We start from the raw sequence: 16,274 nt of genomic DNA on the forward strand, positions 1-16,274 counted from the left end.
GCTCCTTCCGGTTGTACCGCCGCCCGTCCTTTCGATGACCCACGCCAATCTCCCCGCAGCTCCCGCTGCCCCCGCGGCTCCATTCGTCGCCGTCGTGCCCGCGCGGCTCGCTTCGACGCGTCTGCCCAACAAGCCGCTCGCCGACATCGGCGGCAAACCGATGGTGGTGCGGGTCGCCGAGCGGGCGCGCGAATCGGGCGCGCAGCAGGTGTTGGTCGCATCGGACGCGCAAGCGGTATTAGACGTTGCGCGCGAGCACGGCTTCGAAGCCGTGTTGACGCGCGCCGATCATCCGTCGGGCACGGACCGTCTCGCGGAAGTGGCGACCCAGTTCGGCTGGAGCGACGACACGATCGTCGTCAACGTGCAAGGCGACGAGCCGCTGATCGATCCGGCGCTGGTGTGCGGCGTTGCGTCGCACCTCGCGGCGAACAACGGCTGCGCGATCGCGACGGCCGCGCACCCGATAACCGACCCGGCCGAGATTTTCAATCCGAACGTCGTCAAGGTTGTGCTCGACGCGCGCGGCGTGGCGCTGTATTTTTCCCGCGCGCCAATTCCATGGGCTCGCGACGCCTATCTGCCGCACTGGCCCGATGTCGCGTCGATGCCCGCGCCGCCCGCACCTGCGGTGGTCCACAGGCATATTGGGCTGTACGCGTATCGCGCGCAATTCCTGCGCACGTACCCCAGCCTCGCGATCTCGCCGATCGAACAGGTCGAAGCGCTCGAACAGTTGCGCGCGATGTGGCATGGCGAGCGCATCGCGGTGCTCGTCACGCAGGACGCACCGCTGCCCGGCGTTGACACGCCCGCCGATCTCGCGCGCGTACAGGCGTTATTCGGGTCTTGAGCACAAAATCCCGTGGCATAATCGGACGGTTCTGCGCACCTCCCGTAACAATCGAAACCTAGGGTTTGCCCGGTCGCACCGTTGCCGACTTGCAGCGCCGTCGTTATCACATTGATGTCGACGTGCAGCGCGAGTACCGCAACGGCAACCGATGCGGGTTCCTCGGCGAATCGTGGGAGGTCGCCGCGTCATCAAAGAATTCACATAGATCTGGAGATATCACATGCGTTTGATCCTATTGGGTGCACCCGGCGCGGGTAAGGGCACTCAGGCAAACTTCATCAAGGAAAAGTTCGGCATTCCGCAAATTTCCACGGGTGACATGTTGCGCGCGGCCGTCAAGGCCGGCACTCCGCTCGGTCTCGAAGCCAAGCGCTTCATGGACGCGGGCGAGCTGGTCACGGACGAGCTGATCATCAACCTGGTGAAAGAACGTCTGCAGCAGCCGGACTGCGCGAATGGCTATCTGTTCGACGGTTTCCCCCGCACCATTCCGCAAGCGGAAGCGATGAAGCAGGCTGGCGTCGCGATCGACTACGTGCTGGAAATCGACGTGCCGTTCGACGAGATCATCGTGCGTATGAGCGGCCGCCGTTCGCACGCCGCTTCGGGCCGTACGTATCACGTCAAGTTCAACCCGCCGAAGGTCGAAGGCGTGGACGACGTGACCGGGGAGCCGCTGATCCAGCGCGATGACGACAAGGAAGAAACCGTCCGCAAGCGTCTGGAAGTGTACGAAGCGCAAACCAAGCCGCTGATCGAGTACTACAACAGCTGGGCCACGAACGGCGATTCGTCGACCACGCTGAAGGCGCCGCAGTACCGCCGCATTTCGGGCCTCGGCAGTGTCGATGAAATTCGGGCTCGCGCGTTCGACGCGTTGAAGTAAGCTCGCTGCCGACTGCTTCTGTCGTACGAAAACCCGCCCATGCCGGCGGGTTTTTTGTTGCAGCACGAGATGCGCTATATGAACAATCTGCTGCGCGCCTCGGGACTAATTAGTTAGACATCCATATCGGTTTGCTTCCCCCTCACACCACACAGCGCGCGGATCGCGCCCTCAACTATCGTCGCTTTCCGCGTTGCAACATAGCCGCTACAATCGACCATCGAAAAGATATTCGATCGAGACATGGCTGAACAACCGTAGCAAAGGAGAAGACATGGAGATTCGTGACAATGCGTTCCTGATCACCGGCGGTGCATCGGGCCTGGGCGCCGCTACCGCGCGCCTTCTTGTCGAAAACGGCGGGAAGGTGGTGCTCGCCGATCTGAATCAGGCTGCCGGCGAGGCGCTCGCGAAGGAACTCGGCGGCGTGTTCGTCAAATGCGACGTGAGCCGCGAAGACGACGCCACTCAAGCCGTCGAAGCCGCGACGAAACTCGGCACGCTGCGCGGCCTCGTCAATTGCGCGGGCGTTGCGCCGGCTGTGAAAACCGTCGGCAAGGACGGCCCGCATCCGCTCGACTCGTTCGCGCGCACCATCTCGATCAATCTGATCGGCACGTTCAACATGATCCGGCTCGCCGCCGCGGCAATGTCGAAGAACGAGCCGAATGCGCTCGGCGAGCGCGGCGTGATCATCAATACGGCGTCCGTCGCCGCATATGACGGCCAGATCGGCCAGGCGGCCTATGCGGCATCGAAGGGCGGCGTGGTCGGCATGACGCTGCCGATCGCGCGCGACCTGTCGCGCAACGCGATCCGCGTGATGACGATTGCGCCGGGCATCTTCGAAACGCCGATGCTGCTCGGCATGCCGCAGGAAGTGCAGGACGCGTTGGGCGCAATGGTGCCGTTCCCGCCGCGCCTGGGCAAACCGGCCGAATACGCGATGCTGGCCAAGCAGATTCTCGACAATCCGATGCTTAACGGCGAAGTGATTCGTCTGGACGGCGCGATTCGCATGCAGCCGAAGTAACGGCGCCCCCCTGCGCGTTGCCTGATTGCGGCGCGCACGAAAAAAACGCCTGCGCATGAATCATGTGCAGGCGTTTCCTTTTCGTGGCGTTTGCCGCGCAAGTCGGCTAGTCGTGGTCGTCGTGCTGCGTGCGTTGGCGCAACTCGTGCAATTGCGACTCTACGACCGTCGCGTCCTCGGCATCGGGCCGGTCGCCTAGATAACTTTCGAGGTCTTCGAGCGCTGGACGCAGGTAATCGAGCCGCGCGTATGCGAAGCCGCGATCGCGCACCTCTTCGATATTTCCCGGCAGCAGGATCACGAGCCGCTGCTGCACCGCCAGCAAGCGCTGCCACCGCTCCGTCTGTAGATAAATGGACTTCAGATTGCGCAACATCCGCGCGATGATCTCGCGCCGCGTGGCCGGTTGCAGCAGCATGCGCAGCGCCTGCCTCACCGACTCTCCCGCCGACGCCACATACGGCTCCAGCATCTCCACCATCTGCGCTTCGGTCAGCGACTGGCCGGTGGTCGGATCGAGCATCACTTCGCCGTCGGGCGTCGTCACGCGCAGCAGGAAGTGCCCGGGGAACGACACGCCGCGCACCGGGATACCGATCTGCTCGGCCATCTCCAGATACAGCACCGCGAGCGAAATCGGAATGCCGCGGCGGCGTTTCAGCACCGCGTTCAGATGACTGTTGTCGGGGTCGTAATAGTCGTTGAGGTTGCTGGCAAAACCCAGCTCGCGGAAGAAGAACCGGTTCAGCATGCCGACCTTCTGCCTGAGGTCGGCGTCGTCCGGCATGCGGCGCTGCAGACGCACCACCAGCTCGTCGATCTCGGCCAGCGCGGCTTGCAGGTCGAGATCCGGGTAAGCGTCCTGCGCGAGCGAGAGCGCCGTCTCGGTCAACGGCAGGCTATCGTCTTCGGCCACGAGCGTGCTGAAATAGTCGAGAACTCGCGTCATCGTGATCACTTCACTCGCCTTTTGAAATACGCGTACTTGAAGCCCATCAGCCACAGCATACCGAAATATAGCGCGGCGAACAGCACGAGGCACGCGCCCAGCAACACCATCCGTTCGACCGGCCGCTCGTGCATGGCGATCCAGTCGAAGCTGATCGCGAGCCAACGCATCACGCCCGCCAGCACGAGGCAGGCGCCAAGCAATTGCACGAAGAATTTGAGCCATCCGCTCGCCGGCATGTAGATGCCGCGCTTGCGCAGGCCGAGAAACAGCAGCAGCGCATTCACGCAAGCGCCGAGCCCGACGCTCAGCGTCAGCCCCGCATGCGCGAAAATCGGCACGAACACGTAGTTGCTCAACTGCGTGATGATCAGCACGCCGATGCCGATTTTCACTGGCGTCTTGATGTCCTGCTTCGCGTAGAAGCCGGGTGCGAGGATCTTGATCAGAATCAGGCCGATCAACCCGACGCCGTACGCCGCCAGCGCGCGGCTGACCATCACGACCGAGTTGCCGTCGAATTTGCCGTAGTTGAACAGCACCGCGGTCAGCGGCTGCGCGAAGAAGAACAGCGCGACCGCGCTCGGCGCGGCCAGCAGGAACGTGACCCGCAAGCCCCAGTCGAGCAGCGACGAATACTCGTGCGCATCGGCGTCGACGTGAGCCTTCGAGAGGCTCGGCAGCAGGATCGTGCCCAGCGCGACGCCGAGCAGCGCGGTCGGAAACTCCATCAGCCGGTCGGCGTAGTTGATCCACGATACCGCGCCCGGGCCGATACGCGACGCGATATTCGTGTTGATGATCAGGCTGATTTGCGCGACCGACACGGCGAACATCGCCGGGACCATCTTCGACAGCACCCGCTTCACGCCGCGATGCGCGAGCGCGCGCATCGGGTTCAGGCCGATGCGCGGCACCATGTCGATCTTCTTCAGCCCCGGCAGCTGCACGATGAACTGCAGGATGCCGCCGGCGATCACCGCCCACGCGAGCGCATAAACCGGCGTTTGCAGACGCGGCGCGACGAACACCGCGGCGACGATGAACGCCACGTTCAGCAGGACCGGCGCGAACGCGGGCAGCGAGAAGTTCTTGTACGTATTCAGCACGCTCGACGCCAGCGACGTCAGGGAGATGAAAATGATGTACGGGAACATGATGCGCGTCATCGTGACCGCGAGCGCGTACGCCTGGCCTTCATGGGCGAGCCCCGACGCAACCACGAACACCACGCCCGACGCGCCCGCCACGCCGATCAACGAGAGGATCGCCAGCGCCCACGCGAGCACGGTCGAGGTCGCGTCGACCAATGCCTTGGTGGCGTCGTGGCCTTGCTGGTTCTTGAACTCGGCGAGGATCGGCACGAAGGCCTGCGAGAACGCGCCTTCGGCGGAGATACGGCGCAGCAGGTTCGGAATACGGAAGGCGACGTAGAACGCGTCAGTGTATTGACTGGCGCCGAACGCGCGAGCGATCAGCGTTTCGCGGGCCAGTCCGGTCACGCGCGACAGCAGCGTGAAGCCGCTGACCGTCAGCAGGGCTCGGATTAGATTCATGGGGCGCTTATTATACGGGTGCCGCAGGTGCGGACGAGGAGCCGGAACGCGAATCGGACCGATTTGCTGCGCAGACGTTCGATCCGGCTGGCAAATCGACGCACTTTTTGCGGTTTGCCGGCTCGCGGCGCCTGCCATGAGACGCGGCCGGAAGCACGGGGCCCGGCATCGCCCCGGCGCACTCGCGCGACGTCGCCGGCGCACTCGCGCGACGTTGTACGCCGAGCGCCCGCAGACCGGCGCCGGACTTCAGCGCACGGGCCGGTGCGGTCCGGCTACGCATTCCCGTTGCCACGTGACTGATTTTGTTGCTATAATCGCCGGTTTCGAAGCTCGCTCAGTTTTCGGACGCGCTCAAGGACAAGATCAGGGTTGGCGCCACGCCGGCCGGCCACGTCCTCGAATAGCTGAAAACACCGGCACGCCTTCGCGTAGTTCGATCGAATTTTTCGACACTTTTTGCGCTCTTGGGCAATCGCTTCCAAGAGTTCGGATCTAAAAGCAGCACCTCACCACTTGAAGGTCAGGTACTGGAAACAGGAACAGGATAAGGAACCGTCATGGCTAACTCCGCACAAGCACGCAAGCGCGCCCGCCAGGCCGCCAAGGCAAACTCGCACAACTCGGCACTGCGCTCGAAGTTCCGCACGGCTATCAAGGCTGTCCGCAAGGCGATCGACGCCGGCGACAAGGCCAAGGCCGCTGAAATCTTCCTGGCGTCGTCGAAGACCATCGACATCATCGCCGACAAGAAGATCGTTCACAAGAACAAGGCTGCTCGCAATAAGAGCCGCCTCGCCGCAGCCATCAAGGGTCTGCAGGCGTCCGCAGCGCAGTAATTCCGGTCAGCCCGCTTCGGTGGGCTACCTCCTGTTTCCGCTGCACAGAAAGGCCCGCCTCGGCGGGCTTTTTTGCTTTGCAGTCAATGGAGACACCGGACCGCGTGAATCGCTGCGCCATGCCATTGCGTTGGGCGCCTCCACTGAGGCCTTCGCTTCAGGCATAAAAAAACCCGCTGCTTGCGGGTTTTTGCTTTCGCAGATCCGGCCAGCTTGCGCTAGATCACGTGCCTTTTGGCCTGCGGGGCCGCGTGCTCGAGTTGCAACTCGCACGCTTCCGTCACGACGAGGTCGTTGTCTTTCGCAAAGTTGAGGACGAAATCGAATGCCATCGGTTCGATGTCGCGCAAGCGCGAATCGAGAATCACGCATTTGAGGTCGCCGATCATGGTCGGCCGGACATACAGCGAATACTGCATATAGGCGTTTGGCCCCTTTCTCGCACCGGGACCAAAACACGCCATCACGCCTGCCAGCCGCTCCGACCAGTCGCTCGGCCGAAACTTTTTTCCCGTCGACGTGATGCCCTGAATGAAATATTCGGTTGGAGCTGCTTCGGCCATGTAGGAATACCTGTGTGACTGCCCAGCGAGATGACGGCAAAGCCGACGGCACGCGGCACGCCGGCCTTATATGAGCGGAGTCGCCGCTAGCCGCTATATACGCCACCACGGCGAGCTGCGCCATCACAAGCCGAGGGCCGGCTGGGCCGCCCCGGCGCTAGTCATGACGGCGCACTGCGAGCGGGCCTGGCCCACCGCGCGGGCCGTGTCCCGCAAGCGAAATACCGCCCTGCTGGGCTTTGGGATAACCGGCAGATTATAGCGCAGCGGACCTTTTTCCGCAGCGCACACAAGCTTCGCCCAACCGCCTCGCGAGCCTTTCAGACGCCTTGCCCGGCCTTTTAGCCGACTCGTCAAACGCAGCGAAATCCTTTATGCTGCATTGAGTTACCACAAACGACGGCGGCGCCGTCCGGCAATCCTGCCGGGTGAGACCGCCGTATTTGTTTCATGACCGCCAAGAAAATTCGCCACTACCTGCAGTTCAAGGATTTCTCGCTGGACGACTACGAGTATCTGCTGGAACGCACGCGCATTCTGAAGCGCAAGTTCAAGAACTACGAGACCTACCATCCGCTGCACGATCGCACGCTGGCGATGATCTTCGAAAAGAATTCGACGCGCACGCGTCTGTCGTTCGAAGCCGGCATCTTCCAACTGGGCGGCCACGCGGTCTTCATGAACACGCGCGACACGCAGCTCGGCCGCGGCGAACCGATCGAAGACGCTGCGCAGGTAATCTCGCGCATGGTCGACATCATCATGATCCGCACGTTCGGCCAGGACATCATCGAGCGCTTCGCCGAGAATTCGCGCGTGCCGGTGATCAACGGGCTGACCAACGAGTACCACCCCTGCCAGGTGCTGGCCGACGTCTTCACGTACTTCGAGCATCGCGGTCCGATTCGCGGCAAGACGGTAGCGTGGGTCGGCGACGCGAACAACATGCTGTACACGTGGATCGAAGCCGCGCAGATTCTCGGCTTCAAGCTGCGCCTGTCCACGCCGCCGGGCTACAAGCTCGACCGCGCGATGGTCGCCGCCGAAAGCGCGCCGTTCTACGAGGAATTCGACGACCCGAACGAGGCCTGCGCGGGCGCCGACCTCGTCACCACCGACGTGTGGACCAGCATGGGCTTCGAGGCCGAAAACGAAGCGCGCAAGAAAGCCTTTGCCGACTGGTGCGTCGACGCCGAAATGATGGCGCGCGCCAATCCGGATGCGCTCTTCATGCACTGCCTGCCCGCCCACCGGGGCGAGGAAGTCAGCGCGGAAGTGATCGACGGGCCGCAAAGCGTCGTGTGGGACGAAGCGGAAAACCGTCTGCACGTGCAAAAGGCGCTGCTGGAATACCTGCTGCTGGGCAAGCTGAATCACTGAGCGAGCCCAACTCCAGCATCTGCGTGAAGCGCGACGGGGCCTTGAACACGAGGCAAGGCACCCACGTCCGCGCCGCGCACCGAGCCGGAGTCCATGTTGCGAGGCGGACCCGGCTGCATCGCCGAACTGTCCCAAAAACGCGGGCACCCGGCGGTTTAGTGTCAAAATAGTGCCTTTCCGCGCCCCGGAACCGCCGGTGCGCGTTGTTTTCCCGCTTTTTCCAGCTACGAGTTCACCATGAGCGATATCAAGAAAGTCGTGCTCGCCTATTCGGGCGGCCTCGACACCTCCGTCATCCTGAAGTGGTTGCAGGACAATTACGACGCCGAAGTCGTCACGTTCACGGCCGACATCGGCCAGGGCGAGGAGCTGGAGCCGGCGCGCAAGAAAGCCCTGCAACTCGGCATCAAGCAGGAAAACATTTTCATCGAAGACCTGCGCGAAGAATTCGTGCGCGACTTCGTGTTCCCGATGTTCCGCGCCAACACGATCTATGAAGGCGAGTACCTGCTGGGCACGTCGATCGCGCGTCCGCTGATCGCCAAGCGTCAGATCGAGATCGCCCGCGCCACTGGCGCGCAAGCGGTGTCGCACGGCGCCACCGGCAAGGGCAACGACCAGGTTCGCTTCGAACTCGGTTATTACGCGCTGGAGCCGGGCATCAAGGTGATCGCACCGTGGCGTGAGTGGGATCTGCTGTCGCGCGAAAAGCTGCTCACGTACGCGGAAAAGGCCGGTATTCCGATCGAAATGAAGCACAAGCAAGGCGGCGCACCATATTCGATGGACGCGAACCTGCTGCATATCTCGTTCGAAGGCCGTCACCTGGAAGACCCGAAGGCGGAAGCCGAAGCCGATATGTGGCGCTGGACCGTGTCGCCGGAACAGGCGCCGGATCAGGCTGAATACCTCGACATCGAGTACGAGCACGGCGATCCGGTCGCGATCAACGGCAAGCGCCTGTCGGCGGCGGAAATGCTGACCGAGCTGAACCGCCTGGGCGGCAAGCACGGCATCGGCCGTCTGGATCTGGTGGAAAACCGTTACGTCGGCATGAAGTCGCGCGGCTGCTATGAAACGCCGGGCGGCACGATCATGCTCAAGGCACACCGCGGCATCGAGTCGATCACGCTCGACCGTGAAGTGGCGCACCTGAAAGACGACCTGATGGCCCGTTACGCGGCGCTGATTTACAACGGCTACTGGTGGAGTCCGGAGCGCCGCGCAATCCAGGTGCTGATCGACCACACGCAGGAGAAGGTCAACGGCTGGGTGCGTGTGAAGCTGTACAAGGGCAGCGTGTCGGTGGTCGCGCGCGATTCGAAGGAAACGTTGTTCGACAAGACCATCGCCACGTTCGACGACGACGGCGGCGCATACAACCAGGCGGACGCCGGCGGATTCATCAAGCTGAACGCGCTGCGGATGCGGATTGCGGAGAACGCTCGCCGTCAGCGCGGCTGATAGTGGGCGTTTCAGTGAGGACTGACTTCGTGTAATCGAAGTCAGTCGCCACGAGGCGCGGCCTGAGCGAAAACGTAGCAAAACCACAGTCCACACGCAGACAAAAAAGGGCGCCGGGAGAAAACTCCCGGCGCCCTTTTTTCACTTTCAGCGTCTCACTTCCTTACGCCAGTCGTTCAGCTCGGCCGACCGCGCTCACAAACAAACCGGCTCCACCTCCAACTCCACGCCGAATCGCGCCGACACGTCGCGCCGGATTGCCCCGGCGAGCGCCAACACCTCCGCGCCGCTCGCTCCACCGCGATTCACCAGCACCAGCGCCTGCCTCTCATGCACGCCCGCCGCGCCCATCGCACGGCCTTTCCAGCCGCACCGATCGATCAGCCAGCCCGCGGCGAGCTTCACCCTGCCGTCCGGCTGAAGGTAGGACACGACATCCGGCTCCTTGCGCCTTAACGCATCGAATTGCGCCGCATCGACCACCGGATTCTTGAAGAAGCTCCCGGCGTTGCCGAGTTGCAGCGGGTCGGGCAGCTTCGCGCGCCGCACCGCCACCACCGCCTCTAAGATGGCCTGCGCGGTCGGCGGCTTGGCGGCCTGACTGGCATAGCCGGCAGCGGCCAGCTCACGCGCCAGATCCGCATAACCGGCGCGCGGCTGCCAAACCTTTGGCAAACGGAACGTCACCGACGTGATTACGAACCGGTCACGCCCTTCCCGCTTGAAGAAACTGTCGCGGTAACCGAAGCCGCAAGCCTGCGCGTCGAGTTCGACCACCTCGCCCGTGGCCAGCTCCACCGCGCGCAGTGATGCGAACCGCTCGCACATTTCCAACCCATACGCGCCGATGTTCTGGATCGGCGCGGCGCCCACCGTGCCTGGAATCAGCGCAAGGTTCTCCAGGCCGGGCAGCCCTTGCGACAACGTCCACGCGACGAACTCGTGCCACGGTTCGCCGCCGGCCGCTTCGACGTACCATGCGTCGTCGTCCTCGCGCACCAAGCGGCGCCCCCGCAACGCCACCAGCAGCACCAGCCCGGCGAAATCGCCGGTCAGCACGACATTGCTGCCGCCGCCCAGCACTAGACGCGGCAGCCCGGCCGCGCGCGAATCGCGCACCGCGGCCATCAATTGCTCTTCACGCTCGATCCGGCACGCAAACTGCGCACGCACGTCGAAGCCGAAAGTGTTGTGCGCCTTCAGCGGATAGCCGGTAATGAACGCGGCGGAATCGGATTGGGACATCGGAATCAGAGCAATGAAACGGCGAATGAAGGAATAAGAGCAGATCGAGCCCGGGCCGCGCGACAATGCGCGGCGGCCTTGGGCAAAAGGGAGCGGCGTCGGTAAAATGACGTCCGGTCCGTGATTATAGCGAGTGCCCCGTGCGCAGCCGACCGGCAGCGTCACGCACCGCAGCACTATTGGGAGAATGCAATGCCATCGTTTGACGTCGTCTGCGAAGCGAACATGATCGAAGTCAAGAACGCGATCGAGCAGTCCAACAAGGAAATTTCCACGCGCTTCGACTTCAAAGGGTCGGACGCGCGCGTCGAACATAAGGAAAACGAAATCACCGCTTACGCCGACGACGACTTCAAGCTCGGCCAGGTGAAAGACGTGCTGCTGTCGAAAATGGCCAAGCGCAACGTGGACGTGCGCTTTCTCGACTACGGCAAGATCGAGAAGATTGGCGGCGACAAGGTCAAGCAGGTCATCAAGATCAAGAAGGGCGTGTCCGGCGACCTGTCGAAGAAAATCGTGCGCCTCGTGAAGGACAGCAAGATCAAGGTCCAGGCGAGCATTCAGGGCGACGCTGTGCGCATCACCGGCGGCAAACGCGACGATCTGCAAAGCGTGATCGCGATGCTACGCAAGGACGTGACCGATACGCCGCTCGACTTCAACAACTTCCGCGACTGAGGCCGGGGGCGCGGCCCAGGCGCGCGCCCGACGAAACGGGTAGCGGCTCAACCGTAAAAACACGCCGAGGCCCGCGCGAGGTTCGGTAGGAACCCGCGCCGGTCTCACGTTGCCAGCGCGCCGCCGAGGAAGCACCCGCTGCTTGCGGCGAGCCCCCGATGGTGTCTCACCCTTGCGGATCTGACTCTCGTATTCCGGCGCGCCGCCCGCGCAGCATTTGCTACTGATGCGAGCAAACCGCATTCGCATGGAGCCCGGCTCGTCCATACGCGGCGCGCCGCGCCTAAAAATCCCAAGGCCTCAAGTTTCAAAAACGCGAAGCCTCAAAGCCCCGAAACCTCAAAGATCATTCCCCGCCGTCGGACTGGCCGCCTTCTTCTTCTCCCCGATCCGGCTCTCCTGTCCGCGCATCAGCTTCGCGATGTTGCCGCGATGACGCCACACCAGCAACGAACTCATCACGACGATTGCCAGCGCGATGACACGCGGCCCGAACAGGAACGCATAGAAGAGCGGCGCGAACACCGCCGCAGCCAGCGCCGCCAGCGACGAATAACGCGTGAAGAACGCGACGATCAGCCAGGTCAGCAGGGTCGCGACGCCGAGCGTCGGATTGATCGCGAGCAGCACGCCCGCCGCGGTCGCGACGCCTTTGCCGCCCTTGAAACGGAAGAAAACCGGATACAGGTGGCCGAGAAACACGGCAACCGACACGAGCGCCACCGACGTATCGTCGAGCCCGTAACGCGCGCCGAACTGCACGACGAACCACACCGGCAGCCAGCCCTTGAAGGCGTCGCCGATCAGCGTGAGAATCGCCGCCTTCTTGCTGCCGCTGCGCAGCACGTTGGTGGCACCCGGGTTGCCCGAACCGTACGAGCGCGGGTCGTCGAGGCCCATCGCGGCGCTCACGATCACGGCGAACGACACCGAACCGATCAGATAGGCAACGACAGCAGCGATCAGGTTTTGCATCTGGGACTCTTATAAGGAACCGCGGTCTGAAACTCGACACCCCAACCGCAACAGGGAACACAACGGGGAATGCAACTCGAAACGAAGCGGCGCACATTCTACCGAACGCGCCCGCCCGGAGAACATTGGCGCAAACGTCAATCGACGCTCGCGCACTGCACCGCCTGCGCCGCCAGCATTTCGGTCAGCACCTTCGGCTCGATGCTGACCAGAAAACCACGCCGACCGCCGTTCAGCCAGATCCGGTCCATCTCGAGAATGGTCGACTCGACGTAGACCGGCATCGGCTTGCGCGTGCCGAACGGCGACGTGCCGCCGATCAGATAGCCGGAATGCCGGTTCGCCACCTCGGGCTTGCACGGCTCGACGCGCTTCGCGCCGATCTGCCGCGCGAGGTTCTTGGTGCTGACGGTACGATCGCCGTGCATCAGCACGATCAGCGGCTTCGCGTGCTCGTCTTCCATCACGAGGGTCTTCACGACATGATGTTCGTCCACGCCGAGCTGGCGCGCCGATTCGCCGGTGCCGCCGTGCTCGACGTAATCGTAAGGGTGCTCGCCGAACGTGACGCCATGACGGCGCAGAAACTGCGTGGCGGGCGTTTCGGAGACGTGTCTGGATTTGCTCATCGGCGCATTGTAATGGCGAGTTTGCACAACGGCTATTTGCCGAACGGCCGATTGTGCGGGTCCCGCGGGTGTGGCACGATCGTTCGAAAATATTGCAGCGCGACATGCCGCGCACCGAATCGTTTTCAGGAGACAGCGTTGAATCCCGTTTCATCCATCCGTTCCACGATCGACATTCCCGCGCTGCTGGCCGCGCTACCCGCGCGCATTGCCGAGATTCCAGCGCTCGCCGCCGCGCGCGATCCACAGCACATCGCGTTGATCGAGGATGCGCGCCGCCTGACCAGCGCGCAACTGCTGCAAGCCGTCGACGCCGTCACCGCCCTGTTGCGCCAGTGGGGCGTGCGCGGTGGCGATCGCGTGATGATCGTCGCGGAGAACAGCATCGCGCAGATCGTGCTGCTGTTCGCGACCGCGCGGCTCGACGCGTGGGCGCTGGTGTCGAACGCGCGGCTGTCCGCGGCCGAACTCGACTCGATTCGCGCCCACGCGCAGCCTCGCGTGGTCGCCTATGCGGTGGAAAGCTCCATCGATGCGCGGCAGCATGCCGAGCGCCATCAAGCGATGGGCGCGCCGTCCATCACGCCGGACATCGGCGCATGGTCGTACACGGTGGACAGTGCGGCGCAAGCCGAACCGGTCGAAGTCGCGAACGACCGCCAATGCGCCGCGCTGATTTACACCACCGGCACCACCGGCGCACCGAAAGGCGTGATGCTGTCGCATCGCAATCTGCTGTACATCGCGGCGGTCTCCAGCCGCCTGCGCAAGGTCGGACCCGACGACGTGGTGTATGCGGTGCTGCCGATCTCGCACGTGTACGGCTTCGCTTCGGTCTGTCTGGGCAGCCTGCACGCAGGCGCGACCTTGCGCCTGGCGCCGCGCTTCGCGCCGCAAGCCGTGCGCCGCGCACTCGCCGACGAACGCGTGTCGATCTTCCAGGGCGTACCGGCCATGCACGCCAAACTGCTCGAACATCTGCAGACGCAGGGGCTTTCGTGGTCCGCGCCGCATCTTCGCTTCGCTTATTCGGGCGGCTCGCCGCTCGACGCCGCGCTGAAAGCGCAGGTCGAAGCCGTCTACGGTCTACCGCTGCACAACGGCTATGGGATGACCGAGAGCAGCCCGACCATCTCGCACACGATGCTCGACGCGCCGCGCAGCGACTGCTCGGTCGGCGAGGTCATTCCGGGTGTCGAAGTGAGGTTCGTTGGACTCGACGGCGTGGATGCCGCGCCGGGCGAAATCGGCGAGCTATGGGTGCGCGGGCCGAACGTGATGCTTGGCTACTACCGCAGCCCGGAGCAGACTCGCGCGGCCGTGACCGAAGACGGCTGGCTCAAGACCGGCGATCTCGCGCGGCAGGACGCGGACGGTGCGTTGCATATCGTCGGGCGCAGCAAGGAGTTGATCATCCGCTCGGGGTTCAATGTCTATCCGGCCGAGGTCGAACATGTGCTGAACGCGCATCCGCAGGTCGTGCAGTCGGCGGTGATTGGACGTGCGGTCGAGGGCAACGAGGAAGTGATCGCCTTCGTCGAATTGATCGCGGGAGCGAACGTGACGCCCGCTGAATTGATCGCGTGGTGCGGCGAGCGTCTCGCGCCGTACAAGCGGCCCGCTGAATTGAAGGTGCTCGCCGCGCTGCCGGCTGCGTCGACCGGCAAGATTCTCAAGCATCGGTTGCGCGAGTTCATCTGACTTCGATACAACGGGCGGCGCGCACGAGCCAAAGGCAAGCGGGCATCAGCCGCGCGGATGGTGCACCGCATGCAGCGACTTCAAGCGTTCGCGGGCCACGTGCGTGTAGATCTGCGTGGTCGAAATATCGGTGTGGCCGAGCAGCAGTTGCACCACGCGCAAGTCGGCGCCGTGATTGAGCAGATGCGTGGCGAACGCGTGCCGCAACGTATGCGGCGACAACGGCGCATGCACGCCGGCCGCCGCCGCGTGCCGCTTGATGATGTTCCAGAACTGCTGGCGCGTCATGCCTTCAGCGCGGCTCGTCACGAATAGCGCATCCGCCGCGCGTGCGCCGAGCAGCGCGGGCCGCGCGTCGCGCAGATAGCGTTCGATCCACCCGTGCGCCTCTTCGCCGAACGGAATCAGGCGCTCTTTCGAGCCCTTCCCCATCACGCGTACCACACCTTCGTTCAGCCCCACTTCCACCGTCTTCAGCGTGACGAGTTCAGTGACGCGCAAGCCGCTCGCGTACATCAACTCCACCATCGTGCGATCGCGCAGACCCCGCGGCGTATCGATGTCGGGCGCGCCGAGCAGTGCTTCGACCTGCGCTTCGCTGAGCGTCGACGGAAAGCGCGGTGGTTGCCTGGCCGAACGGATGCGCAGTGTCGGATCGACTGTCGCGCGATGCTCGCGCACCGCCCACGCGTAATAGCGGCGAAACACCGAGAGCCGCCGGTTCGCCGAGGTCGACTTGTCTTTGTGCCGCGCGGCGCTATAGGCGTTGAGATCGGCCTCGCTGACGTTGTCGAGCGACGCGTTGCGCCTCGCCGCGAGCCATTCGCAGAACAGCCGCAGATCGCGGCGATACGCATCGAGCGTGTTGCGCGACAGGCCGTGTTCGAGCCACAGCGCGTCGCAGAACGCGTCGATCGACGCCTGGCTCGTCACAAACTCGGGTGATGATGACGACGCGACGCTCGCGCCGTCAGCAGTGATATCGCTCATGTGTATGGAATGCCTTCATGCGCCAGCAGCCAGCGCTTGACGTTGCGGAAAAAGCCCTCTTCGGCGTGATGCGCGAACCCGCCGATGCCGCTCGAACTCACCACGCGGTGACACGGAATCACAATCGGAAAGTCATTCGCGCCGCACGCCTGGCCGACCGCGCGCGGCACGCTGCCCAACTGCTTCGCCAACTGCCCGTAGGTCAGTACGACGCCGGGCGGAATCTCGCGGAGCGCCTGCCAGACGCGTCGCTGAAACGCGGTGCCAACCAGCGCCAGCGGCAGCTCGAACTTCGCCGATGCGCACTCGAAATAACGCTCGATCTGCTCGACGGCCTGATACGCCAACGGCGTGTCGGGCGCGACGTTTTGCACTGAGTCCGGCAGATAGACGATCTCGCGCACGGTCGCCCCGGCGACACGAATGCCGACCTTGCCGAACGGCGCATCAATCACTGCGTTGAACATGATTGCCTGCCCCTCACTGATGCGGCGTGCCGGATTGCAACCTCGCGTACTTGCATGCGGGCG

General features: G+C 63.6%; 16 protein-coding genes. 8 read left to right on the forward strand and 8 right to left on the reverse strand.

All coding sequences use genetic code 11. The annotated features are described in order from the left end of the window. Positions 1–34: 34 nt before the first annotated feature. The 3 genes from kdsB (at position 35) to P0D89_RS22765 (ending at position 2,775) form a co-directional block, all read left to right on the forward strand. Positions 35–853 (forward strand): 3-deoxy-manno-octulosonate cytidylyltransferase, encoded by an 819-nt coding sequence (gene kdsB / locus P0D89_RS22755; RefSeq protein ID WP_408360886.1) that lies wholly within the window; start codon positions 35–37, stop codon positions 851–853. A 223-nt stretch (positions 854–1,076) separates the two neighbouring features. Beyond that, positions 1,077–1,742: an adenylate kinase gene (gene adk / locus P0D89_RS22760; RefSeq protein ID WP_408360884.1), complete on the forward strand. Its 666-nt coding sequence runs from the start codon at positions 1,077–1,079 to the stop codon at positions 1,740–1,742. Between the two features lie 274 nt (positions 1,743–2,016). After that, on the forward strand, positions 2,017–2,775 hold the full coding sequence (locus P0D89_RS22765; RefSeq protein WP_408360882.1) for a 3-hydroxyacyl-CoA dehydrogenase: 759 nt from the start codon (positions 2,017–2,019) through the stop codon (positions 2,773–2,775). Positions 2,776–2,881: 106 nt separating this feature from the next. Here the strand turns inward: P0D89_RS22765 and P0D89_RS22770 are convergent, their stop codons facing one another. After that, the gene (locus P0D89_RS22770) at positions 2,882–3,724 is read right to left on the reverse strand and encodes a SirB1 family protein (protein ID WP_408360979.1); all 843 of its coding nucleotides are present in this window, start codon (positions 3,722–3,724) and stop codon (positions 2,882–2,884) included. Between the two features lie 5 nt (positions 3,725–3,729). Beyond that, positions 3,730–5,280 (reverse strand): murein biosynthesis integral membrane protein MurJ, encoded by a 1,551-nt coding sequence (gene murJ / locus P0D89_RS22775; protein WP_408360880.1) that lies wholly within the window; start codon positions 5,278–5,280, stop codon positions 3,730–3,732. Between the two features lie 560 nt (positions 5,281–5,840). Between murJ and rpsT the strand changes: the two genes are divergently transcribed. After that, entirely contained in the window at positions 5,841–6,119 is a 279-nt protein-coding gene (gene rpsT / locus P0D89_RS22780; protein WP_408360878.1) for a 30S ribosomal protein S20, read from the forward strand. Positions 6,120–6,337: 218 nt separating this feature from the next. Here the strand turns inward: rpsT and P0D89_RS22785 are convergent, their stop codons facing one another. Next, positions 6,338–6,682, reverse strand: a complete 345-nt coding sequence (locus P0D89_RS22785) for a DUF3579 domain-containing protein (protein WP_408360876.1) — start codon at positions 6,680–6,682, stop codon at positions 6,338–6,340. A 450-nt stretch (positions 6,683–7,132) separates the two neighbouring features. Here P0D89_RS22785 and argF point away from each other — a divergent pair, with 450 nt between their 5' ends. Both argF and P0D89_RS22795 read left to right on the forward strand, forming a co-directional pair. Beyond that, positions 7,133–8,062: an ornithine carbamoyltransferase gene (argF, locus tag P0D89_RS22790; protein ID WP_408360874.1), complete on the forward strand. Its 930-nt coding sequence runs from the start codon at positions 7,133–7,135 to the stop codon at positions 8,060–8,062. Between the two features lie 237 nt (positions 8,063–8,299). Continuing rightward, a complete protein-coding gene (locus P0D89_RS22795) occupies positions 8,300–9,526 on the forward strand; it encodes an argininosuccinate synthase (RefSeq protein ID WP_408360872.1) in 1,227 nt (408 codons plus the stop codon). Positions 9,527–9,721: 195 nt separating this feature from the next. On the opposite strand, the gene murB is transcribed toward P0D89_RS22795, so the two are convergent. Then, a complete protein-coding gene (murB, locus tag P0D89_RS22800; protein ID WP_408360870.1) occupies positions 9,722–10,771 on the reverse strand; it encodes a UDP-N-acetylmuramate dehydrogenase in 1,050 nt (349 codons plus the stop codon). Positions 10,772–10,963: 192 nt separating this feature from the next. On the opposite strand from murB, the gene P0D89_RS22805 reads away from it, so the two are divergent. Continuing rightward, on the forward strand, positions 10,964–11,449 hold the full coding sequence (locus tag P0D89_RS22805) for a YajQ family cyclic di-GMP-binding protein (RefSeq protein WP_007180572.1): 486 nt from the start codon (positions 10,964–10,966) through the stop codon (positions 11,447–11,449). Positions 11,450–11,788: 339 nt separating this feature from the next. Here the strand turns inward: P0D89_RS22805 and plsY are convergent, their stop codons facing one another. Continuing rightward, entirely contained in the window at positions 11,789–12,424 is a 636-nt protein-coding gene (gene plsY / locus P0D89_RS22810; protein WP_408360868.1) for a glycerol-3-phosphate 1-O-acyltransferase PlsY, read from the reverse strand. Positions 12,425–12,561: 137 nt separating this feature from the next. Next, complete coding sequence (gene ybaK / locus P0D89_RS22815; protein ID WP_408360866.1) at positions 12,562–13,053, reverse strand: Cys-tRNA(Pro) deacylase; 492 nt, start codon at positions 13,051–13,053, stop codon at positions 12,562–12,564. Positions 13,054–13,191: 138 nt separating this feature from the next. Between ybaK and P0D89_RS22820 the strand changes: the two genes are divergently transcribed. Continuing rightward, complete coding sequence (locus P0D89_RS22820; protein ID WP_408360864.1) at positions 13,192–14,754, forward strand: class I adenylate-forming enzyme family protein; 1,563 nt, start codon at positions 13,192–13,194, stop codon at positions 14,752–14,754. 45 nt (positions 14,755–14,799) lie between these two features. On the opposite strand, the gene xerD is transcribed toward P0D89_RS22820, so the two are convergent. Further along, positions 14,800–15,744 (reverse strand): site-specific tyrosine recombinase XerD, encoded by a 945-nt coding sequence (gene xerD / locus P0D89_RS22825; protein WP_408360862.1) that lies wholly within the window; start codon positions 15,742–15,744, stop codon positions 14,800–14,802. After that, a complete protein-coding gene (locus P0D89_RS22830; protein ID WP_408360859.1) occupies positions 15,741–16,211 on the reverse strand; it encodes a methylated-DNA--[protein]-cysteine S-methyltransferase in 471 nt (156 codons plus the stop codon). The genes xerD and P0D89_RS22830 overlap by 4 nt, the downstream gene beginning before the upstream one ends. Positions 16,212–16,274: the final 63 nt, after the last annotated feature.

Origin of the sequence: Paraburkholderia sp. RL18-085-BIA-A, from assembly GCF_046027075.1 — a bacterium.
In the GTDB taxonomy this organism is placed as follows: domain Bacteria; phylum Pseudomonadota; class Gammaproteobacteria; order Burkholderiales; family Burkholderiaceae; genus Paraburkholderia.